Source organism: Acinetobacter albensis, from assembly GCF_900095025.1.
Classification (GTDB): Bacteria; Pseudomonadota; Gammaproteobacteria; order Pseudomonadales; family Moraxellaceae; genus Acinetobacter; species Acinetobacter albensis.
Window position 1 is genome coordinate 72,602 of sequence record NZ_FMBK01000014.1, and the last position, 23,382, is coordinate 95,983.

20 protein-coding genes and 1 riboswitch are annotated in these 23,382 nt (G+C 39.5%); of the genes, 11 read left to right on the forward strand and 9 right to left on the reverse strand.

Annotated elements, in window-relative coordinates; translation table 11 throughout:
• Window positions 1-92 precede the first annotated feature (92 nt).
• Together GA0116959_RS12110 and GA0116959_RS12115 are read right to left on the reverse strand one after the other, a co-directional pair.
• Entirely contained in the window at window positions 93-1,895 is a 1,803-nt protein-coding gene (locus GA0116959_RS12110; RefSeq protein ID WP_053579637.1) for an acyl-CoA dehydrogenase C-terminal domain-containing protein, read from the reverse strand.
• Window positions 1,896-2,193: 298 nt separating this feature from the next.
• Window positions 2,194-2,832, reverse strand: a complete 639-nt coding sequence (locus tag GA0116959_RS12115; protein ID WP_092720895.1) for a hypothetical protein — start codon at window positions 2,830-2,832, stop codon at window positions 2,194-2,196.
• 136 nt (window positions 2,833-2,968) lie between these two features.
• Between GA0116959_RS12115 and baeS the strand changes: the two genes are divergently transcribed.
• Together baeS and GA0116959_RS12125 are read left to right on the forward strand one after the other, a co-directional pair.
• Window positions 2,969-4,630 (forward strand): sensor histidine kinase efflux regulator BaeS, encoded by a 1,662-nt coding sequence (baeS, locus tag GA0116959_RS12120; RefSeq protein WP_092720896.1) that lies wholly within the window; start codon window positions 2,969-2,971, stop codon window positions 4,628-4,630.
• A 12-nt stretch (window positions 4,631-4,642) separates the two neighbouring features.
• On the forward strand, window positions 4,643-5,329 hold the full coding sequence (locus GA0116959_RS12125; RefSeq protein WP_053579640.1) for a response regulator: 687 nt from the start codon (window positions 4,643-4,645) through the stop codon (window positions 5,327-5,329).
• Window positions 5,330-5,381: 52 nt separating this feature from the next.
• Here GA0116959_RS12125 and GA0116959_RS12130 read toward each other — a convergent pair whose 3' ends face one another.
• From GA0116959_RS12130 to GA0116959_RS12155, 6 genes are all read right to left on the reverse strand, one after another.
• Window positions 5,382-5,753 carry an MmcQ/YjbR family DNA-binding protein gene (locus tag GA0116959_RS12130; RefSeq protein WP_092720897.1) on the reverse strand — a complete coding sequence of 124 codons (372 nt, stop codon included), beginning with the start codon at window positions 5,751-5,753 and terminating at the stop codon, window positions 5,382-5,384.
• Window positions 5,754-5,827: 74 nt separating this feature from the next.
• The gene (locus GA0116959_RS12135; protein WP_092720898.1) at window positions 5,828-7,273 is read right to left on the reverse strand and encodes a protein adenylyltransferase SelO; all 1,446 of its coding nucleotides are present in this window, start codon (window positions 7,271-7,273) and stop codon (window positions 5,828-5,830) included.
• 305 nt (window positions 7,274-7,578) lie between these two features.
• Window positions 7,579-8,745: an acyl-CoA desaturase gene (locus tag GA0116959_RS12140; RefSeq protein WP_092720899.1), complete on the reverse strand. Its 1,167-nt coding sequence runs from the start codon at window positions 8,743-8,745 to the stop codon at window positions 7,579-7,581.
• Window positions 8,746-9,115: 370 nt separating this feature from the next.
• Window positions 9,116-9,832 (reverse strand): glycerophosphodiester phosphodiesterase, encoded by a 717-nt coding sequence (locus tag GA0116959_RS12145; protein ID WP_092720900.1) that lies wholly within the window; start codon window positions 9,830-9,832, stop codon window positions 9,116-9,118.
• Between the two features lie 112 nt (window positions 9,833-9,944).
• Window positions 9,945-10,523: a cob(I)yrinic acid a,c-diamide adenosyltransferase gene (locus GA0116959_RS12150; RefSeq protein ID WP_092720901.1), complete on the reverse strand. Its 579-nt coding sequence runs from the start codon at window positions 10,521-10,523 to the stop codon at window positions 9,945-9,947.
• A 99-nt stretch (window positions 10,524-10,622) separates the two neighbouring features.
• Window positions 10,623-12,479, reverse strand: a complete 1,857-nt coding sequence (locus tag GA0116959_RS12155) for a TonB-dependent receptor plug domain-containing protein (protein ID WP_092720902.1) — start codon at window positions 12,477-12,479, stop codon at window positions 10,623-10,625.
• Between the two features lie 37 nt (window positions 12,480-12,516).
• Window positions 12,517-12,731, reverse strand: a riboswitch (cobalamin riboswitch).
• Between the two features lie 147 nt (window positions 12,732-12,878).
• Between GA0116959_RS12155 and GA0116959_RS12160 the strand changes: the two genes are divergently transcribed.
• The 4 genes from GA0116959_RS12160 to GA0116959_RS12180 all read left to right on the forward strand — a co-directional run bounded on the left by GA0116959_RS12160 (window position 12,879) and on the right by GA0116959_RS12180 (window position 16,798).
• Window positions 12,879-13,523, forward strand: a complete 645-nt coding sequence (locus tag GA0116959_RS12160; protein WP_092720903.1) for a phosphoribosylanthranilate isomerase — start codon at window positions 12,879-12,881, stop codon at window positions 13,521-13,523.
• Window positions 13,519-14,748, forward strand: a complete 1,230-nt coding sequence (trpB, locus tag GA0116959_RS12165; protein ID WP_092720919.1) for a tryptophan synthase subunit beta — start codon at window positions 13,519-13,521, stop codon at window positions 14,746-14,748. The genes GA0116959_RS12160 and trpB overlap by 5 nt, the downstream gene beginning before the upstream one ends.
• Window positions 14,749-15,112: 364 nt before the next feature.
• A complete protein-coding gene (locus tag GA0116959_RS12175; protein WP_092720905.1) occupies window positions 15,113-15,622 on the forward strand; it encodes a DUF1543 domain-containing protein in 510 nt (169 codons plus the stop codon).
• Window positions 15,623-15,805: 183 nt separating this feature from the next.
• Window positions 15,806-16,798: a DUF2804 domain-containing protein gene (locus GA0116959_RS12180; protein WP_092720906.1), complete on the forward strand. Its 993-nt coding sequence runs from the start codon at window positions 15,806-15,808 to the stop codon at window positions 16,796-16,798.
• Between the two features lie 65 nt (window positions 16,799-16,863).
• Here GA0116959_RS12180 and GA0116959_RS12185 read toward each other — a convergent pair whose 3' ends face one another.
• The gene (locus tag GA0116959_RS12185) at window positions 16,864-17,742 is read right to left on the reverse strand and encodes a metal-dependent hydrolase (protein ID WP_092720907.1); all 879 of its coding nucleotides are present in this window, start codon (window positions 17,740-17,742) and stop codon (window positions 16,864-16,866) included.
• A gap of 145 nt (window positions 17,743-17,887) precedes the next feature.
• Between GA0116959_RS12185 and GA0116959_RS12190 the strand changes: the two genes are divergently transcribed.
• The 5 genes from GA0116959_RS12190 (at window position 17,888) to GA0116959_RS12210 (ending at window position 23,376) form a co-directional block, all read left to right on the forward strand.
• Window positions 17,888-18,940, forward strand: a complete 1,053-nt coding sequence (locus GA0116959_RS12190) for an AraC family transcriptional regulator (RefSeq protein ID WP_092720908.1) — start codon at window positions 17,888-17,890, stop codon at window positions 18,938-18,940.
• Between the two features lie 437 nt (window positions 18,941-19,377).
• Window positions 19,378-20,181 carry a tryptophan synthase subunit alpha gene (gene trpA, locus GA0116959_RS12195; RefSeq protein ID WP_053579653.1) on the forward strand — a complete coding sequence of 268 codons (804 nt, stop codon included), beginning with the start codon at window positions 19,378-19,380 and terminating at the stop codon, window positions 20,179-20,181.
• The gene (gene accD / locus GA0116959_RS12200) at window positions 20,178-21,074 is read left to right on the forward strand and encodes an acetyl-CoA carboxylase, carboxyltransferase subunit beta (RefSeq protein ID WP_053579654.1); all 897 of its coding nucleotides are present in this window, start codon (window positions 20,178-20,180) and stop codon (window positions 21,072-21,074) included. Before trpA ends, accD begins: the two co-directional genes overlap by 4 nt.
• On the forward strand, window positions 21,071-22,354 hold the full coding sequence (folC, locus tag GA0116959_RS12205; RefSeq protein WP_092720909.1) for a bifunctional tetrahydrofolate synthase/dihydrofolate synthase: 1,284 nt from the start codon (window positions 21,071-21,073) through the stop codon (window positions 22,352-22,354). Before accD ends, folC begins: the two co-directional genes overlap by 4 nt.
• Window positions 22,345-23,376 carry an SPOR domain-containing protein gene (locus tag GA0116959_RS12210; protein ID WP_425304207.1) on the forward strand — a complete coding sequence of 344 codons (1,032 nt, stop codon included), beginning with the start codon at window positions 22,345-22,347 and terminating at the stop codon, window positions 23,374-23,376. Before folC ends, GA0116959_RS12210 begins: the two co-directional genes overlap by 10 nt.
• The last annotated feature ends 6 nt before the right edge of the window (window positions 23,377-23,382 follow it).

Consider the following 23,382-nt stretch of genomic DNA (forward strand, 5'->3'; position numbering starts at 1 on the left):
TAAATGTAGCATTGATTGCATAAAAAAAGGACGGTCAAAACTGACCAGTCCTCCTTTGTTAATTTATCGTTGCAAGCAACATTAAATTATGATTAAAACGCGAAATGTTCAGCATCTAAAGCCAGTAATGGCTCTACACCACCTGCAATCACGTCCACATGTGAACGGACACGTGGCAAAATTTTCTTGAAGTAGAAACGAGCTGTAGTCACTTTTGCATTATAGAAATCAACGTCTGTTGTCCCTTCAGCAAGTTTTTCTTGAGCGACCAAAGCCATACGTGCCCAAAGGTAAGCCAGTGTCACATAGCCTGAGAAGTAAAGATAATCTACAGCAGCAGCACCCACTTCATCTGGGTTTTGCATGGCACGCATGCCAATTTGCATGGTTAAATCACCCCATTCTTTGTTAACAGCAGCCAATGGTGCAACAAACTCTTGCATTGCCGCGTTATCTTTATTGCTTTCAACAAATTTATGAATGATTTTGGTGAAATCTTTGAGCATTGCGCCTTGAGTGCCCAAAACTTTGCGACCCAACAAGTCCAGTGCCTGAATTTCAGTGGTACCTTCGTACAAGCAGGCAATACGGGTATCCCGAACAATTTGTTCCATACCGTGTTCTGAAATAAAGCCGTGACCACCAAACACTTGAACACCGTGCTTTGCAGACTCAGAGCCAGTTTCAGTCAAGAAGGCTTTTGCAATTGGAGTAAGCAGGGAGAGGATATTGTCAGAAGATTTACGTTCTTCCTCCGTTGCTCCTTTTTCTACCACATCCGCATGTAAAGACAACAAGTAAACCAATGCGCGTGCGCCTTCAGCAAAAGATTTTTGCGTTAAAAGCATGTTACGCACAGCAGGATGAACAATAATAGGATCTGCTTCTTTTTCTGGGGATTTAACACCAGAAAGTGAGCGCATAGCTAAACGGTCTTTTGCATAGGCAAGAGCCCCTTGGAAAGCACCTTCAGAGGCTGCAAGACCTTGTACCGCTGTACCAATACGTGCAGTGTTCATAAAGGTGAACATACAGTTTAGACCACGGTTTTCAGGTCCAATCAAGAAACCTTGAGCTTTGTCAAAGTTAATGACGCAAGTTGCATTGCCATGGATTCCCATTTTGTGTTCAATTGAACCACAACGAACGGCATTGCGTTCACCGACTGAACCATCGGTGTTTAAATTGAACTTGGGTACAATGAATAATGAAATCCCTTTGGTGCCCTTAGGCGCACCTGGTAGACGTGCAAGAACAATATGAATAATGTTCTCAGCCATATCATGTTCACCCGCAGAGATAAAAATTTTCTCGCCAGTGATTGCATAGCTACCATCTGCATTCGGTTCAGCTTTGGTACGAATAATGCCCAAGTCAGAACCTGCATGTGATTCCGTCAAGCACATGGTGCCTGTCCAAACACCTGAAACAAGGTTGGGTAAATAAGCATCTTTTTGTTCAGCAGAACCGTGGTGTTCTAAAGTACGTACTGCACCATGAGAAAGACCCGGATACATACCCCAAGCCCAGTTTGCAGTACCCACCATTTCTGAAATAACGTTGCCTAAAGAGACCGGCAAAGCTTGACCACCGTACTGCTCTTCAGCAGAAAGAGAAGGGAAGCCCAGTTCGATATATTTTTGATAGGCTTCTTTAAAACCAGTAGGGGTTGTTACAACACCATCATTCCAAGTACAACCTTCACGGTCGCCTGCTTGGTTAATCGGAGAAAGTTCATTTTCACAGAAATCAGCAGCAGCTTCTAAATATTGATCAACCAGCTCACGGCTTACGGTGTCTTGAAAGGCAGGAAGTTTTGCATAATGTTCTTCAGCATTTAATAATTCATGTAGAACAAATTGCATATCACGTAAGGGCGCTTTGTATTGTGGCATATCATTTTCCTCAATACTGGTTTAACCAGCTTATAATCTTAATAAAAATTTGAAACATGCCTAAAAGGACACGTATTTCTATGGCTTAATCGTGCAACATCTTCTGGTTTGGTACAAGCGTTTGCATGCTTTTTCTTGGTGACTGTAAAGTCAAAGATTTATAACTTGAAATAGCTAAGTATATTGAGTGTAAATGCTTTTCTGTTTTTTTGAATGTGATAAATAGTCAAATACGTAAATTTTTATGTCCAATAAAAAAAGGCGCATTTATGCGCCTTTACATATTTGAATTCAATTTTTATAGCATTGCTTTTGCGCTAGGCGAGTGATTGGCCGTAGGTTTTGGCTGGAAACGAACTTCACATTTCCCATTAATCGTTTGCGTGTTCAATTTGACCTGAACGGTCTGGCCATGAGTTTGACCCTGACACGCTTTGAATAAGGCTTGTTGTTTCGCTTGGCGTTCAGCTAAACGTTGATCAAACTGCTTGGTCAATTCGGCTCGTTTGGCATCAGTAATCGGTTCACCGCGTTGCAGATGAATGGAACCAGTTTGATCAGCACGCATTGAACGGTATTCGCCTTTCATATGATGTTTTTGTCCAGGCTGTTTCATGGCTTTGTGATCAGCTTTAAATGTCATGGCACATGTACCATCCAACGTTTTATCGCCTGCTTTAATTTGCACGATTTGTCCGGCAGCTTTGCCATCACACGCTTTTTTAATTTGCTCGAAAACTTGTTTACGTTCACCCCGTGCTTGGCGGAATTGTTCGCGTTGCTCAGTTGTAAGTTTATGCTCATGTTTCGATGAATGATCTTTCATCATACGCGGATGATGATTTCCTTTGGCCGAATCGGTAGATTGGCAGGCTGTTAATGCACCGATACTGACGATACTGGCACCCACTAAAGCAAGTTTTGTCATGCTATTCATTGTTTTTATCTCGAATGAAAAATAATATAAATAGATGAGTTAAAGAATAAATAATAATGATGAAGAAACAATGAAGAGTTTTTTAAGACAGGGTTCGCTACAATCATAAACTGAGAAAAATACTGAGACCTTGCTTTTGAATATTCGCCGTATTCCAATTGCCCTACGCTTATTTTTGACGGTACTGCTGAGTACATTAGTCATTACCACCATTAGTTTGGGGGTGCTGCATTGGACCATGCAAAAGAATTTTGCCAAATATGTGGCCGATGTTGAAATGCAAAAGCTGGATCATGTCATGAATAATTTGGCAGGGGTGTATACGGTTTATCATGACTGGGGCAATGCCATTCAGGCACAAATTCTTCAAATTGAAGGTAAAGCTGATCCAGATGATTATGACAAGTTATCTCGGTGGTGGTTGCGTCGTCAGTACGATATTGCATTGCAACAACGATATTTTCAAGATAACTCAATCTTGAATGTATCGCCCAACTTAGACAAAACTGGACAACCTAAGCCGATTCTAGATGAAGCAGAGCTTAAGATGATTGAGTTGAACTTACCCTCAGAATATCAGCCTTTCGAGGGACTCAAGTTTCCTTTAAGCTCCAATAAGAATATGTTTCGCTCGGATAAAAAAGCGGAACAGCCATCGCCTGAAGCCACTCCAAATCAAAACAAAAAAAAGCAGTTTATTTCTTTGCCTGACCGTTTAGGCCTCAGTTCACGATTGTCTTTGTATGATGCCAATAAGCAATTTGTGGTAGGTGAACCTTCAGATATTCCTGTGTCTTATCGCCCCATTTTAGTCAATGGAAAAGTGGTTGGTTATTTGGGCTTAAAGCCCGTGCTTGATCAAGATGATGCCTTAAGTATTAATTTCTTTAGTAATCAAAAACGTTATTTATTATTGGTTTATGCTTTAACCTTTTTAACCAGTTTAATCGCGGCTTTGTTGCTTGCCACCTATTTTAAAAAGCCGATTCAACGCTTGCTCAATGCGACCCGTGAATTGACCAAAGGGCATTATCAGCATCAGGTCAAAATCAATCGTAATGATGAATTGGGTGATTTGTCCAATGAAATTAATCAACTGGCTATCATTTTAGATCAGCATGAACAATCACGCCGTCAGTGGGTAGCTGATACTTCACATGAGTTAAAAACCCCACTGGCTGTCTTGCAAGCACAAATCGAAGCGATGCAGGATGGTATTCGTAAACCGACCCCTGAACATTTTGAATCGATGCTGCGTCAAGTGACCAGTTTGAAAAAGCTGACACAGGATTTGGCTGATTTAGCGCAAGCTGAAGCACAGCAATTGACCTGTTATTTGGCTGATGTTAATCCATGGCATGTGGTGTTACAGGAAGTTGAAAACTTTAAACCTAAATTTGCCCAAGCTGATTTAGCCATTTCTATTCAAGGCACTGGCGCAAATTTACAATTAGATATAGATCGCTTTAAACAAATTATGGTCAACTTGCTGGGCAATAGTATTCGTTATACCGAAGCGGGTGGAAAAGTACATATTCATACACAACAAACCGCAACGGAATGGAGTGTGATTGTAGATGACACGCCACTGGGTTTAAGTGATGAGCAGTTGACGCGTTTAGGCGAACGTTTCTATCGAGTTGATGATTCACGAACGCGCAGTACTGGTGGCACAGGTTTAGGTTTGGCATTATCTGTTAAAATTACCCAAGCATTGGGTGGGAAATTAAGTTTTGAACATTCTCCATTGGGTGGTTTGCGATGCAGACTCACTTTTCCAAAACAATTAGATTCATAAGGAATTAGATTCATGAAACATGTCATGCTGGTTGAAGATGAAGTTGAACTTGCACAATTGGTGCGAGATTATCTGGAAGCTGGAGGGTTTGAAGTCAGCATGTTTCATGATGGCCAAGAAGCCTATGAGAGCTTTATGCAGCGTAAACCGAGCTTAATGATTTTGGATTTGATGGTGCCGCGTATGGATGGTCTGACCATCTGCCGTAAAGTACGTGAACAGTCAGATTTACCGATTATTATGGTGACTGCACGAACCGAAGAAATTGACCGTGTCTTGGGTTTAAATATGGGTGCGGATGATTATATTTGTAAGCCTTTTAGCCCAAAAGAGCTGGTGGCGCGTGTGCAAGCGGTATTACGACGTTTGGATCGTCAAGCTGAACCTGAGCAAAATAGTCTATTTCGTATGGATAAAGCCCAGCAACGGATTTGGTATCAACAAAAGACCTTAAATCTAACTCCAACGGAATTTCGTTTATTGGAATTATTTCTTGAACATGTGGGGCAAGTCTATTCACGTGCGCAATTGCTTGATCATATTAATCCAGACAGTTTTGATGTTGCAGACCGTGTCATTGATAGTCATATTAAAAATTTACGTCGCAAAATTTCTGATGCTGCAGAAACGGGCAACCGTCATGAATGGATTCAGGCCGTTTATGGGGTAGGTTACCGATTTGAATATCCTGAAGATTAATCGCTTTTAAAGAAGAATTAAAAGGCAGATACGCTATGCTTATCTGCCTTTTTTATGGCGCTGATTTTAATAGAGCAATCCGTTTTTGCTGCATTTTGTTGAGTTTGTTGACCACCAACTCATAAGAGTTTAGAACTAAGTCTTGAACCAAATCTTCATCCAAATGCTCATCTTCAAATACAGAAATCCAGTGCTGTTTATTCATGTGCCAACCGGTATGGATGTAAGGATAAATATCTCGTAGCATGGCCCCATGATCAGGATCAACTTTTAAATTGATTGCGGCTTTATTATGTAAATGAAAGCTCAACATAAACACTTTATCAATCACTTTAAAGACATCATAACCCTCACCAAAAGGCTGAGTCACAGTTACTTCAGGTAAGCTTCGTGTTGTTTTTAAGGCAAGTTGATGTAAAAACATAAGCTCACTCTACTCAATGGAGTTGTGGATAATGTCTAAATGATCCACAGTTGATCCGGTTTTTGTGAATAACTTTAAGATGAACAACTCACCATAATTTCTGCTACATCACTAGGTAAGGGTTTTAAATCTTCAACTCGCTCTAAATCTGATTGTTTTAAATAGGGTTGGCTGAGTAATTTAAACAACCGATCTACTTCCGAGAAGTCGTTACGTTCTGCACGTTCTATCGCAATTTGTAGCATATGATTGCGTAAAATATATTGCGGATTGGCAAGTTGCATCTCTTGGTCCAATTCAGCAATTTCCTGATGCTCACGAATTGCTTGATATTGTGTCATGAAGCTTTCAAATTGACGTCGGTCTAAGCAATCATCTTTAATCGCTTCATATTCTTTATTTTGCAAGCGCAGGAAGCTACCTGTGTAATCAAGCTGTTCCGTTTGTAAAATTTGCAAAAATGCCATGCCACAATTAAAACTGTCTTTATGGATGGATGGAAGTCCCATTTTTTGACATAAACCCAAAGTATAGTGTTCTAAAAAGGTGGTTTCAAAATGTTCTAAACATTCAGCCAAATCAGCTTTGAATTGCTCTTTTTCAGCAGAGTCTTTTTTGAGTGGAATAAGATTATTCAGCCAGTTCCATACATTCCAGTGTCCGATACTCGGTTGTTGTTGATAGGTATAACGGCCTTGATAATCTGAATGATTGTTGATCCAATTCGGTCGAAACCTTTCCATAAAACCATAAGGGCCAAAATCCAGTGTTGAACCTGTGATGTTCAAATTATCAGTATTCATTACACCATGTGCAAATCCCACCAATTGCCATTTTGCAATCATGACAGCAGTGCGTTGAATTACTTGAGTCGCAAAAGCGAGAACCGGCTGTTCTGCTTTAAGACAATCTGTATAATGCCATTCAATACATTTATCGACAAATTCTGGCAATAATTCAGGCTGATATTGATTAATCCATTCAAAATGACCCAAGCGAATATGACAGTCTGAAGTCCGTAACATCATGGCGCCAAGTTCTAATTTTTCACGTTGTACCCCTTGTTCTGATGAGGTAAAACCGACTGCATTACTAGAGGGAACACCTAAGGCATTTAAGGCATGACCTGCTAAATACTCTCGAATGACTGAACGTAATACCGCTCGTCCATCGCCCATACGTGAGTAGGGCGTAGCGCCAGCACCTTTTAAATGTAAGTCAATGGTTTGATGGTTTTGATCCAGTATTTGAGCAATCAGTAAACCACGGCCATCACCGAGTTGTCCTGCCCATTGACCAAATTGATGGCCTGCATACACCATCGCCAGTGGTTCAAATTCAGTAAACGTTTTTTGTCCGCTACAAATTTCTACCCATTGGGCTTTATCTTGATCTGACCACTGGAGTTGATGCGCCAGTGCTTCATTAAAATGGCCCGCTTTTGCACTTTTTAAGGGTTTCGGCAATTGATGATGAAAGAGCTTGGGATTGAGCAATACATAACGCGGATTAAATTGCATAAGACAATCTAAAGATAAAGAAGATGAGGTTGACTATAGCAAACTTGCAATCTGACGAAAGAGAATTTAGGGATAAAAATGTACAATACAACGTCGCATGATGTGATTTCATTTTATGTTCAAACACAAAGTTGTATTTCTGTATCAATCAAAAAAGTAGGTCGTCATTACTTAGAAGATTTAATCTAATTTTTTACGTATTTTCGCGCATTTGGACGAACGCCTCAGCCTTATTTTTATGCAGCTTATTTTATTCTATAAATAAAAAAGCCCCCAAAAAATGGGGGCTTTTTCTTATTCTTTATTTATTCAGATGCAGGATTCTTTTTGATGCTACGAACCAAGATTTTTAAGCTATTGTGATGATGGGCCAGACGTTGTTCAACCAACTGATAGTCCACTTTAAGCTTGTGGTCTATTTGGTGAATTTTTTCGGCTACAGATGCTTTTTTGGCTTGAATTTCTTGTTCTTTGAGCTTCGCCCAGTCATTTAAGGTATGTGTAAATGCTTCATACTCTTGTGCAATACGAAGTTTTGCAGTGGCTAAATCTTCATTCACATTATGACCATACACCGCTAAATCTTGTTCTGCGTATTTAAAACGCATCGCCAATTCAGCTTTTTTAATATTGAAGCTTGGAATACGACGTAAGTTTTTGGCTAAGCCTAATTTTGAACATGACCAAATCAGCCATTTCGTTGGATCATACTGCCACCATTTTACGCCATTACGGTAGTCGTATTGGAAGATGTGATGATAGTTATGGTAGCCTTCACCCCAAGTGGCGATGGCTAACCAGAAATTATCACGTGCAGTATTTTCGTCGGTATATGGACGTTTGCCCCACATATGACAAAGTGAATTAATAAAGAAGGTCACATGATGGCTTAAAATGAGACGAAGTAAGCCGCCCAATAATAATACACCCCACATATCACCAACAGCCCAACCCACCGTGGTTAAAATAACCGCATGAACTGCAACGACAAGGGGAATATAATATTTATCTTGGAACATGACGACTTTATCATTAAGTAAGTCGGGTGCATTTTTATAATTTGATTCTGCTGCTGGATAATTGCGAAGCATCCATCCAATATGCGCATACCAAAAACCATTATTAATTGAATAAGGATCTTGATCGATATCATCGACATGGCGATGATGCGTACGGTGACCCGATGCCCAGAACAAAATACTATTTTGAACGGCAAAAGTCCCCATTAGCATTAAAATAATTTTTAATGGCAAACTGGCTTCATAAGCACGATGTGCCCACAAGCGATGATAACCCGCAGTAATTCCCAAACTACTCACACCAAGTAGTACAAATAAGCTGATCCATGCGCCTAAGCTAAAATCATGATGATAAGCATACAAAGGGAGAGCAATTACAGCCACGATTGGTAAAAGAACCAATGCGAATACTGCAATCCAGTTAATTGGGGCTTTGGGTAAGGGAGCATTCATCTCCAACAGCACTCCTAGAACCTTTTAAAGGTAAGGTAAATAAATGTCTTAATTCAATACATTTTATAAGGATTAAGATTCATCGATATTAACATGAGCGAATAAATTTTCACTAACATTATTGTACAGTTGTATTGTACTCAACAGTAACAGAATCACAGCAGGAATTGATTGATTTTACCGAAGAATAAGAGGACTTATTTGCATCTCAGCGATAGGACGATAAAGCTAATTAAAAATACAACCACAAGGATTATTTGATTTGAGAGTGTATGTTATTTGATCACACCAAGAGGATCAATGCTTTATCAATGATTGTTGTAACAATAAATATAGGTTGTTCATTCAAAAAACAAATATATTTTTATTTTTAAGGGTGTAGGTTCTCTAACATCATTTTGGGGAAATCTGTGATTAGCCCATCAATGCCAAGTTTTTGAAGCTGCTTTGCACGTTGAATATCATTGACTGTCCAAACGCTCATAGATAATCCCGCTTTTTGTGTGGCTTGAATCATCTCATCGGTTGCGAGTTGATTCATCCAGCCTATTTGACAACAACCCAGCTGTAAAGCTTGTTCAATGGCAAGTTCCTTAATATCTTCTTCAATTAACAGGCCGCGTTTGAAGCTCGATTTTTGCTGCTCTAAAGCTTGATGAATTTTTAAATCAAAACTGGTAATTACGGTCGTTTGTTCAAAACCTTGCAGTTGTTTTTGTAATGCTAAAACGAGTTTTTCCGCTTCAATTTTGGTTGCAACAGCTTTGACTTCCACTTCAATATGTTCAAAATCATGAATAATATTTAGAGTTTGCGTTAAAGTTGGAGTGATTTGTGTGTCCCAATCCATCCAGATATTGGCTTGGTTATAGGCCTCTAATTCAGTGCTGTTTAAATCATAAAGTGGTTGATCTATTCCGGTCGTTCTTAAAAAATTATCATCATGCATGATAATGAGTTCATCATCTTTTAATTGTCGAACATCGAATTCAACTGCACGGATGCCTAAAGCGTGAATATATTGAAATCCAGCTAAGGTATTTTCAGGTGCTTCACCACGCGCGCCACGATGTCCGATAATTTTCATAATGAACTCACATACTCATTTCATCTGTCTAGTAATTGTTTAAGTCTTAGTTTTAGCAAGAACTTCATTTTATCATACTGTTAAAAATTTACTTTTAGACAGTAATTTATCATTAAATCGTGTCATTGATGTTCTTTTGCCAAAGCACTTCACTGCCACCTTCTGCACGTTGTAAAGCACGTGAAGCGACAAAGAGCCAGTCTGAAAGACGATTTAAAAGTTGTAATGACGCAGGTTGAATGTTTTGGTCACGGCTCTGAACCGTCATGAGGCTTCGTTCTGCACGACGGCAAACTGAACGCGCTTGATGTGCATAACTACAAGACAGACTGCCTGAAGGTAAGATGAAATCTTTGAGCATAGGTAACGCTTCATTCATACGGTCTATTTCAGTTTCTAAAAAATCTACAGAAACAGGCAAAACCAAATGATAGTTTGGAATACACACTTCACCACCAAGATCAAATAACCAGTGTTGGATTAAGCTTAAAGACTTATCCCACATTGTTTTATCTTGAATTGAGCTTGCTGTAATTTGGGCACGTAGCACACCAATACAAGAGTTGAGTTCATCGACATCGCCTAAAGCCGCAATACGCAAATCATCTTTGGCAACACGTGAACCATCACCAAGTCCTGTTGTGCCTGAATCGCCTGTACGGGTGTAAATTTTACTTAAACGGTGGCCCATAGTGTTTCCTAGAATTTTAAAGTTATAAAAAAGGATAATGTCGGTCAGAACATTATCCATAAACTGCGCTGTTTTAAATGTATTTTTTGAGTTTAGATCTTAATAACGGAATGTCACACCCGCAGAGGCTAGGCGACCACCGTTGATGTAGTAAATGTCTTGCCCCCATTGTGATGCTGAGGTTGTTTTATATTCAACATCACCAATGTTCTGAATATTAGTAAATACTTTTATATTTGGATTGATATTCCAAAAAGCATTGATGTCGATATTAGCATAGCCTGAAACACCTGAGCTATTTTGGGGGCTAGATTTGGCTGAAAGTGAAGTGCTGATACCATACACTTCGTTTTGGAGCCCTGTCGTTAAAGTCAAACTTTGACGAGGACGGCGATTGAGGTCGGTGTTAGTAGCTTTATCTTTAGGCTGCACATAGGCATACCCTAAATTCCAAAATAGGTCGTCATTAGCCCAATTAAGATTTAATTCACCACCCGTAAAAGTGGCTTCTTTCACATTAAAGTTTTTCCCATTTTGCCAAGTAATTAAGTTATCTACTTCATTACGGTATATTGATAGACTAAATGTAAATTGATCAGTAATAATCTGATCTAAACCAATTTCATAGGAAACACTTTCTTCAGGTTTTAAATCTGGATTACCACCCCAGTTTAATGCATATAAATCGTTGTTAGTTGGTGCTCTAAATGCTGTACCAATATTGCTGTAAATACTAGTTTGAGGCAAAAGTCGATAACGTGCAGCTACTTGACCTACAGTATGTGTCCCAAATGTTTCATGATCTTCTACACGAATTCCGGCTTGAGTATGTAGTTTGTCAGATTGGTATTGATGTTGAATAAAGTAGCCTGTACTTGCAACATCTTTTAGATAGTCGACACCGTACGGAGCGCTACCAGAAAGTACATCAGACTCAATATTCTTGTGTGCAACTCCCACTAAAAGATTTTGTGATGGACTAAATTGCCATTTGCTATAGAGTTCAGCCTCTTTAGTCGTATTGTAAATAGCATCTTGAGATTCATTTTGCTCCAGATCATCTTTAAATTGCGATAAACGAGCATGCACCGAAATATCATCATTGATATTTACACGGCCTTTAATATTAATAATCTCATTTTTAAAATCTTGAGTGGCATTTTTGACACCAGTATATGTGTCATTGTCTGTGATATATTGAGATTGTCCATTATTTTCTGAGTAATCTATAGACGCCGCATATTGTTTTTTTTCTACGCCTATTTTTGTACTAAATCCTTTTTGGTCATAGTTACCTGTTTTTATACTCGGATCTTTCAAATTTGTGACTTGTGTCCCATCAGATTCTAAGCGTTGACCTCGAATTTGTGCATAAAATCCATTTTCGGCTACATCAGCTCCGATAACAGCCTTATAAGTATTATGCTCACCCATCTCGCCTGTGACAAAAGCACTAGTTCTCTCGGGCGTTTTCGAAATAAGTTGAACAACACCACCAATTGCATCTGTGCCATAAAGTACTGAGGCAGGGCCCTTTAATACTTCAATTTGTTTAATATCAGTAGTATCAATAAAAGCAAGTGAAGCTGCACCAGCAGAGCCTGTATTTAGGCGAACACCATCACGTAATACAAGGGTGTGTGTAGAGTTTGTTCCGCGAGTAAAGATAGAAGCAGCTTGGCCATAACCACCATATTGCATCATATCGATAGAGGCATCACTCATAAGTAAGTGTGGTAATTCCGCTATAGGAGATTGGTCTAAAATTTTTGGCTCAATAATAGAGATTCTTGCAGGTACGTCTTTAATCTTTTCTTCTGAACGCGATGCTGTAACCACTAAAGTTTCTAAAGATGCATTAACAGAAGAATTTGTATTTGCTTGTACAGATATGGAGAAACCCATAGCAATAGCGATTGCACCGACGAGTGCAGTCGGTTGAAATAAATTAGACATATTTTAGGCTCCATACATTCACCCCCCGTGAATGATTGAGTTAAAGGCGCAACAAGCAGGTTTCCGGACTTAAATGTAATATCTAGGATATTTGCATATCCACCTTCCCACACGGTCGTGCAGTGGTGTCAATCTTAAAAAAGATTTCATTGATATGCTTTTCATTTTTACCGTTGCGGGGGCAGTATTGGACTTTCACCAACTTCCCTAAAGCGAATGCTTAGACTTGCTGCATTTTGCGCGCAGTATAAAGTTTGTATGTGAATTACACAATGTATGTAAATAATATTGAGGATGAACTTTACTCAAGTTTTTAAAATTGCATTACAATGATTTGCCTCCAATCTTTAGACTGGTTGATTTAGGCTAAATTTAAAACCAAAACATAGAGCGACTCGTATGCGGACTCGTGCCAAAATTTGTGGAATCACGCGAATTGAAGATATTCATTCAGCCGTACATGCCGGTGTAGATGCGATAGGATTTGTATTTTATGCGCCTAGTCCTCGTTATGTGACATTCTCGCAAGCGCAACAACTTGCTCATCACATACCCGCTTATGTTCAGTTGGTTGGCTTGTTTGTAAATGCAAGCAGCGACGAAATTTTGCAAGTTTTAAAAAATGTGCCTTTGGATATCGTACAATTTCATGGCGATGAATCTCCAGAACAGTGCCACGATATTGCAAAAATTGTAGGACGTCGTTGGTACAAGGCCATTCAGGTTAAACCAGACCTTGATATTATAAAAATTATAAAAAACTACCAACAGGCGGGTGCAAGTGCCGTATTATTGGATGCTTGGCATCCTGATCTTAAAGGCGGAACTGGGCATCAATTCGATTGGTCGCAGTTCCCGAAATTGGATATTCCTTTAATTTTGGCAGGTGGACTGAAACCTGACAATATTGAAGAGGCTATAAAAACGACTGGTGCTTATGCAGTCGATGTGAGCGGAGGCGTAGAATCCGCAAAAGGTATAAAAGACCAACAACTCATTGAACACTTTATGCAAGGAGTCCAACGTGGATCAGCAAAGTATTAATCACGACAATCAGGTGATTGACTATACCCAATTCCCGAATGACAAAGGGCATTTCGGTATCCATGGCGGACGTTTTGTGTCAGAAACACTGATGGCGGCTTTGGAAGACTTAGAAAAGCTTTATTTCCGCATGAAAGATGACCCACAGTTTCTGGCAGAATTCGACCGTGATTTAGCCTACTATGTGGGACGTCCTAGCCCACTTTATCATGCTGAACGTTGGTCAAAAGAGTTAGGCGGTGCGCAAATTTATTTAAAGCGTGAAGACCTAAATCATACCGGATCACACAAGGTCAATAATACGATTGGTCAAGCATTGCTCGCAAAATTGTCGGGTAAAAAACGTATTATTGCGGAAACAGGTGCAGGACAACATGGCGTAGCGACTGCAACAATTGCTGCACGTTTAGGCCTTGAATGTGTCGTATTTATGGGTGCTGACGACGTCAAACGTCAAGCCATGAATGTATACCGTATGCGTTTACTTGGTGCGACTGTCGTACCCGTACAAAGTGGCTCTAAAACATTGAAAGATGCCATGAATGAAGCGATGCGTGATTGGGTCACTAATGTGGATTCCACCTATTATGTGATTGGTACTGTAGCGGGACCACATCCTTATCCACAATTGGTTCGTGATTTCCAATCCATTATTGGTCGCGAAGCACGTAAGCAAATTCAGGAACAAGCAGGTCGCCTGCCAGATGCACTGGTTGCTTGTGTCGGTGGTGGTTCAAATGCAATGGGCTTGTTTTACCCATTCTTGAATGATGAAGATGTGAAAATGTATGGGGTGGAAGCCGCAGGTCATGGGATTGAAACAGGCAAGCATTCTGCACCTTTAAATGCAGGTCATGTCGGTGTATTGCATGGCAACCGCACTTATCTCATGTCAGATGAGCAAGGTCAGATTATGGAGACGCATTCAATTTCGGCGGGACTTGATTATCCTGGAGTTGGCCCTGAACATAGTTTCTTGAAAGATATGAATCGCGTTCAATATGTTCCGATTACTGACAATGAAGCTTTACAAGGTTTCCGTGATTTGACGCAAATTGAAGGTATTATTCCTGCACTTGAAAGTGCACATGCGATGGCGTATGTGACGAAACTTGCACCAACCATGTCTAAAGATCAAATTATTATTGCGACTGTTTCAGGTCGTGGTGATAAAGATTTAATGACGGTTGCACGTATTGATGGTGTAGAAATGGTTGAGATGTAATTTCTTCTTTGAAGCCTCCCCATTTGGTGGAGGTTTGGAGAGGGGATTTAAACAATCGTGTTGGGTGAAAGCTCAGCACGATTTTTTTGTCATGTATAGCATTCGGATTGAAAAATTAAAGCTGAAAATTAATATGGTTATTGGATGGATGAAAAGACCATTTGCAATTGTTTGAGGTAGACGGTCAGTTGAAATATACAGTTTTTGCGATAGAGTAAGCTCAAAAGATAGGGTGTACCGAGTTTCGCAAACATAAAAAATGTCTTTGGCGACTTTGAGTGAAACCAAAGTAATATGATGATCTACTTGAACTATAAATTGTAAAACTTCCGCATGTGCATTTTAATTTAAAAAGGAGCAGAAAATGCCTAGCCTATTTATTGTCATGCTCGGTGGCCGTCATGCTCGTGCCAATACAGAAGTCCACGATGTGGTCTTGGCTGTGGGTTATTCTCTTGAGGATGTTTATCCACAATTAAAACAAGCATGGTTTGCTGAACAAAAAGGTCTACATATTGATGCATGGGCGCAAATAAATGGCATCGAATTTGAAGGTAGGCACTATCAAATCCAATTCACAAATACTCAGCCGAATCAGGCCCATAATAAACTTTGGTTGATCAATTTAGGTGGCTATGATTCGCGTGAATTTGGTGAATTACATCGTTATATTTTAGTCGTTGCACAAAACAGAATGGTCGCAAAACAGCGTGGTAAAGCGTATTTTTCTGAGCAATGGCAAAAGCCGCATACTGATCGAGTCTTAGAGATTGATGATTGTATTGCGATTGATCAAATTCACGGACGTTATGTTGAATTAAAAGAAGGCACATTTTGTGGCAATCGTTGGGAAAACACCTATCTCACAATCTAAATGTCTGACTTTGAGTTTGATTTTAGGGTTCAGCCACTTATTTTTAGTTGAGTTTGAAATTGAATAACTTAATTTTTTTGTATTTTTTCGATGAAATAAAAGCAGGAGTCATTTTAAATGCGCATTATCAGGGCATAATTAGACCACCAACTTATAATCTCTTTGCTAGATGGAATTTAATAAATGGATTTGATTGAATCAAATGGGCAACTTAATTATGGACGCTTTAGTACACTACCTCGAAGTATCGATTTAAATAAGTATCAATATAAAACGCCCTATGGCGATGTACTTAAAGGCTGGCGTAAAAAATTAAAATATAAAAAATTTAAGTTTTGTTGTATTCAGCATGAGCATTACACGATTGGCTTGGCAATTGCCGATATTGCTTGGGCAGGACATGGTTTTATCTATATTTATAATCATCAAACCGATGAAGTTTTAGAATGGAATGCCACACATTTCTTGGCACGTCATACCTCTGTCGATGAGCAACCGTTGTATAGCCAAAGCTTTTTTTCAAAGTCACCTTTTCAAATTGAAATGCAACATGCCAACGGTGTGCGTTATATCCATGTCACCAAACATGGTGAAATTAAACTGAGTGCACGTATTTTTTGCGCTGGAACAGACCCTTTAAGCATGTGTAGTCCAACGGGAACCAATGGTTGGACATATACCCAAAAGTTAACAACCTTAACTTGTGAAGGGTATTTTATGAACAAGCAGGGAAAAACCATTCAATTCAATGAAAAAACCTTTGCTTCTTTAGATGATACCTGTGGTTTTCTGCGACCAGAAACGGCTTGGTTTTGGTTATCTTGCAATTTTTGGGATACACACAATAAGCGTATTGGTTTAAATTTAGCATCGGGTGTCAATGAAAGTTTTGGCAATGAGAATTGTTTATGGATCAATGGGATTTTATATCCGCAAAGTGATGTTTTATTTCAATTACAATCTGAAGGATGTTGGACCATTCGATCGCTTGATCAAAAACTTAATTTGACGGTAGAAACAGGTTGGCGTCGTTATGAAAACCTTAATTTAAGATGGGTTGGAAGTCAGTTTAGCCAGTGGCAGGCCAAAATTAGCGGTAGTATCCAGCAAGATGATCAAGAAATTATACTTTCCAATGAATATGGTTTAATAGAACAACATTATGCCAAATGGTAATGCATCAAGTTGAACCTAAAAAAACCAAGTGATGAGAACTTGGTTTTTTTATCGCTTTGAAATGCTTAACCTTGTGCGGCTTGCCAAAAAGCTTCACCGGCCTGAATTGGATCATTTGTTTCTGCTAAGGTTTTTACCCAAACATCGTACTGGGCAATAATAGGATGCTGACTTGGATGAAAGTCTGGGTCAAACCAATCTCGATATTGTTGTTTCATTTGTACAATACAGCCATTTTTCCCAAAAAACCAAGGCAAGCCTTTGATATTCATTTTAAGGCGCTCTAAGGCAGTATATCCATCGTATTTAAGCATAATATTAGTACGATACAGAGTGAATCCAAACATTAGAAATGTGGTCCAGACTAAGGTGAATTTACGCAATGATTCAGGTACATCACCCACTTGCTTCATGACATCAAAAGCTACATCGCGGTGTTCCATTTCTTCAATGGCATGCCAAGCGAGTAAAGCACGTACATACGGATGTGCATCTTTGAGGGTATTTTTATTTCCATAAAAAGTTTCTGCCATCAGTGCGGTCAAATGTTCAGCTGCTGCAGTCATTGCAATGTTGTATTGCGGAGAGCGCTGTTCCAATTCAAATTTGAATATTTTTTTTAAGCGCTGAATAAATTGGTCCACAGGCATGCCTTGATCTTTCATGACCTGATTCATTTTGTCGTGTGCAATACCATGCTGAGCTTCCTGACGAATAAAATCAGCGACACGCATTTTTAGATCGGGGTCGCTAATTTGGTCACGAAACAAACGTACAGATTGGATGAAATAGCGTTCACCATCAGGAAAGGTCAAGCTTAATGCATCAAACATACGGGTAATAAATGGATCTCCGCCAAACCAAAAACGGGGAATCTCATCGAGCTTAAAGTCAAGATTACTTCGAACCACAGGATTTACTTGATATTGCATAATGGCATTCATATTATTTTACTTAAATGGCCTGAGATAAACCCAGTATGTCGGGCTTTTAAAATTTTGTTTTGACAGTACTTGCCATTTTTTATACATTTTATGACAAACTGAAAATATCGTATGTCAACATTACTAATCAATATTGAGTTGGGTCATGCAAGAAATACAAATACCGAATGGTTATTTTCAACTCTGGCAAATGTATTTGATCGAACGTGGTCTAAATGGCTTACAGCTTGATTTCATGCACAATCAGCGTGAACAATTAGAGCATATTTTAAGCTTGCCGATAGATACTCAGTCTTCATATACCTTTTTTTTAGAGTTGGTGCAGCGCACCCAACAGCATTTGGACTGTCCGCAACTCATTTTTGACATGGCACGTTATATTCGTCCAGAACATTTTGGATTATTGGGTTACATGGCTTCTCGAAGTCATAGCGTGGCCGAGGCGATTCATTATGTCATGCGATTTAGTCGTTTGGTGATTGATGGTTCGGCTGCAACGACTTTGCAAGTGTATCAGTCGGGAGATGAAATTCATTTATCTTGGCCATGTATTCATGAAAAATACGCTTTAATACATGAAATGACATTTGCCTGTATTGTGGCCTTGGCGCGTCAAATCTTTAATTTTAATCAGCCTTTATTGAAATCTATTCATTTTGCCCATGCAGCACAAAACAGTATCTATCATTATCAAAAATTTTATAACGCTGAGGTTTTGTTTAAACAGTCCGAATATCAACTTGTTTTAAGTTTGGAAAGTTTAAAATTACCGTCACAACAAGCGGATCCTTCGCTGATTCATTTATTGACCAAGCAGGCAGAAGAAGCAATTGCAGCAAAGCCCAATGAGATCAGTTTGGCGCAATATATTCATACTTGGGCGGCTGATTATTTACGGACAGAAAACAAGATCCCTAAAATTGAACAAATAGCGGCAGAACTGTATTTATCGACACGAACATTACAGCGACAGCTTGATCAGCTAAAGACATCATTTAAAAAAATTATTGAAATTGAAAGAATGAAGCGTTGTGAACAGCTCTTATTGCAAAATATGAGTCTGACTGATTTGGCGATGCACCTAGGATATTCAGACCAGTCCGCTTTAACACGGGCTTATAAAGCCTATACGGGGCACACGTTGTTACAACGTAAACAACAAATTAAGCTATTTAGACAAGTTAGAAATGACAAATAAAAGTGCTTAGAAATATAAGAATAAGTCGCAGTGATCATCGATAAGTTGATCATTGAGTGTGAAGATCGCATGTCATAAAAAGGAAAAAAACGAAATCGTGCGCAAGGTAATGCAGGTTTTGCTATTAGATGAAAGATGAAAAGTATGAGCTAACTTAATTATTTTTATCATATTTTTATGGATTAAAATAAGTTTATCTTTATATTGAATATTTTTTTAAAGCGCAAAATTAGGCATCTTTGATCATTGAGTAAAAGTCATAAATATCGGTAAATGGGTTTCTCGGATTGTTCTGAAAAAATGAGATTGTCAGTTTAGCGTAGCGTGAATATTTTAAGCTCTATTCAATGGGCAAAAAATAGCGTTACAATGCGTTGTCTTGTATTTCTACAAAGCCAACTCCTCAGTTTTTAAATAATTCAAGGAAAGTACACCTTATGTCACGTTTAGCCACTCGTTTTGGACAGCTTAAATCTCAGCAACGTAAAGCGCTTGTTTCTTATGTAATGGCTGGTGACCCTCATCCTCAAGTAACAGTTCCATTGTTACACCAAATGGTTGAGGCAGGTGTAGATGTGCTTGAGCTGGGTCTTCCATTTTCTGACCCAATGGCAGATGGTCCAGTGATTGCTCTTGCAGCAGAACGTGCCTTGGCAGGCGGAACCAATACTTTAGATGCTTTAAACATGGTCAAAGAGTTTCGCCAAAAAGATACAGAAACGCCTGTCGTTTTAATGGGTTATTTAAACCCTGTTGAAGTGATTGGTTATGAAAAATTTGTATCCATTGCCAATGAATGTGGTGTTGATGGAGTGCTTTTGGTCGATTTACCGCCTGAAGAAGCAAAGGATTTTGATCAAGTATTAAAGAAATTTGATATGGACCAAATCTTTTTACTTGCACCGACATCAACTGATGAGCGTATTCAGCATGTTGCCAATCAAGCCAGTGGTTTTATTTACTACGTTTCCTTGAAAGGGGTAACGGGTGCAGCAACTTTAGATGTGTCTGAAGCTGCGGCTCGTATCCAAAAAATTAAAACTGTGACTGATATTCCTGTGGGTGTGGGTTTTGGTATTAGCGATGCTGCATCTGCAAAAGCAATGGGTGTAGCCGCTGATGCAGTGATTGTAGGCAGTGCTTTTGTCAAACAATTTGCAAACCTAGCGCCAGAACAAGCCGTTTTAGAAACGGTTAATAAAGTCAAGGAGCTTCGAGCTGCGCTCGATGAGTTAGTATGAATCAAGAAGTGAAATCAGGCAAAATTCTGAGCCCAGCGACGCCATGGACGGAACGTCATGTTCCAGGTATTCACATTCCCGATGAGCAAACTGCACTCAAGGCAACATTTACAGAGCCAACAATCGAATGCCCTGAATGTCATGCCTTAGTGACACGTACAGCCATGTCATTTAATGCCTATGTTTGTCCGCAATGTGATGAGCATTTGCGTATGAAGGCTCGCGAACGTTTGAACTGGTTTTTTGATCAGGTAAAAAATGAACTTGGTCAAGAATTTGTCGCGAAAGATCCATTAAAATTTGTAGACAGTAAACCCTATCCAGAGCGGATGTCTGAAGCGCAAAAGAAAACCGGTGAAACTGAAGCCTTGGTGGTAATGCAAGGTGTACTGAAAGGAATTCCTTTAATTGCATGTGCGTTTGAATTCGACTTTATGGGCGGTTCAATGGGTACAGTTGTAGGTGACCGTTTTGTACAAGCAGCTGAACGTGCGATTAAAGATAAACAGCCTTTAATTTGTTTTGCTGCATCAGGCGGTGCACGTATGCAAGAAGGCATGTTGTCGCTTATGCAAATGGCGCGTACTTCAGCAGCCATTCAACGTATGAAAGATGCAGGTTTACCGTATTTAGTGGTTTTAACTCATCCAGTTTATGGTGGTGTAACCGCTTCACTGGCCATGTTAGGTGATGTACATATTGCAGAGCCTAAAGCCATGATTGGTTTTGCGGGTAAACGTGTGATTGAGCAAACAGTTCGTGAAAAATTGGAAGAACCGTTCCAACGTGCTGAATATTTGCTTGATCATGGTGTGGTCGATCAGATTGTTCATCGTCACGCATTACGTGATACTGTATATCGTATTGTCGCGAAACTGATGAATTTGTCTTGAACACAGCTCCACTTGCAACAGATGATTTAAACACATGGCTCAATTATTGGAGCCATGTTCACGTTACGGGTATTGATTTAGGTTTAGAGCGCGTTATTCCAGTTGCAGAAAAACTCGGAGTAACTCGTCCAAATGCCCAAGTTTTTACTGTAGCGGGTACCAATGGTAAAGGATCAACTACCACCACTTTGGCGGCTATTTTAAATGCACAAGGCTATCAAGTTGGATTATATCAATCACCGCATATTTACCGTTTTAATGAACGAGTGAAGTTATCTGGGATTGAAGTGGATGACCAAACTTTGGTGGATGCGTTTGTACAAGTGGATCAAGCACGTCGCGCGTGTGATTTAAGCTTATCGTTTTTCGAAGCAACCACGTTGGCTGCTTTTGTCATTTTTAAAAATAAACAATGTGATGTTTGGGTGCTTGAAGTCGGTCTAGGTGGTCGCTTAGATGTAGTGAATGTTGTTGATCCAGATGTGGCTGTAATTACCAATATTGGACTCGACCACATTGATTGGCTGGGCGATAGCATTGAAAAAATTGCTTTTGAAAAAGCAGGGATTATCCGACCAGATATTCCTGTCATTTTTGGTGGTTTACAGTCACTTCCGCATGCTATTCAAAATAAAGTGAAAGAATGTGAGGCGAAACTTTATGTCGCTGATCGTGATTATTTCTATCAATATACCGACGATGGTCAGGCGTGGATGTTTGCATCCTCAGGCACGACCTTAAAACTCCCGATGGGTTCCTTAGCACTTGAAAATATTGCAACAGCAGTTGCTGCTATTTTAAGCAGTGAAGTCCACGTAACCCAAGCTGCAATTACTCAAGGCATTCAGCAAGCATACTTACAAGGCCGTTTTGAAATTCGTCAAATTCAAGGTAAAACGGTGATTTTTGATGCTGGACATAATCCGCATGGCGTTGAGTTTTTGTTAAAGCAGTTGCGAAAATTCTTGGAATACCATAAACAGTACACAGAAGTGATTAGTGTTTTTTCCATGTTGGCCGACAAAGATATTAATTCCGTCGTAAATTTATTGAAAGATACGATTTCAACATGGAAAATTGCACCCTTAATAGCTCCGAGAGCAGCTGAAATAGCGCAGCTTGATGACGCATTACAAGGTGAAACAGTACAACACTTTAAAAGTGTTCAATTGGCTTTTAAATCAGCGCTGAATGAAACAAAGAATAATCAGCTGATCTTGGTATGTGGTTCGTTTCATACCTTAGAAGCGGTATGGGAGTATTTGGAAGAATGTCAATGAATAACAAACAACGCTGGATGGGTGGTGTTGTTTTATTAGGTGGCGGTGTGTTGTTGGCCGCTTTGCTTTTAAAAGGCAAAGAAGAAATCTATCAAAATAATCATTCAGCTCCAGAAAAAGCGGCTTTGGTTGAGCCACAAAAACCTGTAGCAGAAGGTGAAATGGTTCAATTACAACCGTTAACAGTGGATGTAGAAACAGAAAAACGTTTGCTTGAAGAACAGCGCCGTGGTCGTGAAAAAGCGGTGGCAGAGCAAGAAGCACGTGCGGCTGAGTTTTTGATCATGCAGCAACAAGCGGAAGCTGATGCAGCACGAAAAGCTGCCGAAGAATATGCGGCATTAAATGCACATCGTTTAGGTGCACAGCAAAGTTCAGACAATATTCCACCTGAATTGATAGAAGATGAAAAGGTCAAACAGAAACGTTTGGCTGAAGAAAAATTGAGTGCCGAAAAAAAGTTACAACAACAGCAAACTCAAAAACAAAATACTGAGGCTAATCAGAAACTAGCCGAAGATAAACGTATAGCTGAAGAAAAACGCAAGGCTGATGCCGCAAAAAAGTTAGCTGAACAAAAGGCGATTGAGAAAAAAGCCATTGAGAAAAAAGTAGCGGATGAAAAAGCCAAAGAAGCTGAAAGTAAACGTAAAGCTGCCGAACAGAAAGAATTAGAGCGTAAAGAATCAGAAAAGAAAAAAGCACAAACGCAAGAAGCTGCTGCCAAGAAAAAGGCAGAAGCTGAAAAAGCACGTGATTTATTGGAAAATGGTGAGAAGCAATGGATGGTACAGGTGGCTTTGGCTGCCAATGAAGCGAATGCAGATGCAGTTGCTTCTAAACTACGTGCCAAAGGTTATAAAGTCACCAAAAGCCCAACTTCGAAAGGGATTAGAATTATGGTTGGCCCTTCTAAAGATAGAGATGCAGCAGATGCTGCACGTAAAAAAATTAATACAGACGACGGTTTAAATATGAAGTCGGCTTGGGTCATTGAGTGGGTGCCTTTAGATAAGCGCTAAACTGTT

Excerpts from the sequence above, each read along its gene's own strand:
- GA0116959_RS12115 (WP_092720895.1), bottom strand. The coding sequence starts at position 2,832 with ATGAATAGCATGACAAAACTTGCTTTAGTGGGTGCCAGTATCGTCAGT.
- GA0116959_RS12210 (WP_425304207.1), top strand. The coding sequence starts at position 22,345 with ATGTCAATGAATAACAAACAACGCTGGATGGGTGGTGTTGTTTTATTA.
- GA0116959_RS12185 (WP_092720907.1), bottom strand. The coding sequence starts at position 17,742 with ATGAATGCCATTATGCAATATCAAGTAAATCCTGTGGTTCGAAGTAAT.
- GA0116959_RS12155 (WP_092720902.1), bottom strand. The coding sequence starts at position 12,479 with ATGTCTAATTTATTTCAACCGACTGCACTCGTCGGTGCAATCGCTATT.
- GA0116959_RS12190 (WP_092720908.1), top strand. The coding sequence starts at position 17,888 with ATGCAAGAAATACAAATACCGAATGGTTATTTTCAACTCTGGCAAATG.
- GA0116959_RS12160 (WP_092720903.1), top strand. The coding sequence starts at position 12,879 with ATGCGGACTCGTGCCAAAATTTGTGGAATCACGCGAATTGAAGATATT.
- GA0116959_RS12125 (WP_053579640.1), top strand. The coding sequence starts at position 4,643 with ATGAAACATGTCATGCTGGTTGAAGATGAAGTTGAACTTGCACAATTG.
- GA0116959_RS12180 (WP_092720906.1), top strand. The coding sequence starts at position 15,806 with ATGGATTTGATTGAATCAAATGGGCAACTTAATTATGGACGCTTTAGT.
- GA0116959_RS12145 (WP_092720900.1), bottom strand. The coding sequence starts at position 9,832 with ATGAAAATTATCGGACATCGTGGCGCGCGTGGTGAAGCACCTGAAAAT.
- accD (WP_053579654.1), top strand. The coding sequence starts at position 20,178 with ATGAATCAAGAAGTGAAATCAGGCAAAATTCTGAGCCCAGCGACGCCA.
- trpA (WP_053579653.1), top strand. The coding sequence starts at position 19,378 with ATGTCACGTTTAGCCACTCGTTTTGGACAGCTTAAATCTCAGCAACGT.
- GA0116959_RS12150 (WP_092720901.1), bottom strand. The coding sequence starts at position 10,523 with ATGGGCCACCGTTTAAGTAAAATTTACACCCGTACAGGCGATTCAGGC.
- GA0116959_RS12110 (WP_053579637.1), bottom strand. The coding sequence starts at position 1,895 with ATGCCACAATACAAAGCGCCCTTACGTGATATGCAATTTGTTCTACAT.
- GA0116959_RS12130 (WP_092720897.1), bottom strand. The coding sequence starts at position 5,753 with ATGTTTTTACATCAACTTGCCTTAAAAACAACACGAAGCTTACCTGAA.
- GA0116959_RS12135 (WP_092720898.1), bottom strand. The coding sequence starts at position 7,273 with ATGCAATTTAATCCGCGTTATGTATTGCTCAATCCCAAGCTCTTTCAT.
- GA0116959_RS12140 (WP_092720899.1), bottom strand. The coding sequence starts at position 8,745 with ATGAATGCTCCCTTACCCAAAGCCCCAATTAACTGGATTGCAGTATTC.
- GA0116959_RS12175 (WP_092720905.1), top strand. The coding sequence starts at position 15,113 with ATGCCTAGCCTATTTATTGTCATGCTCGGTGGCCGTCATGCTCGTGCC.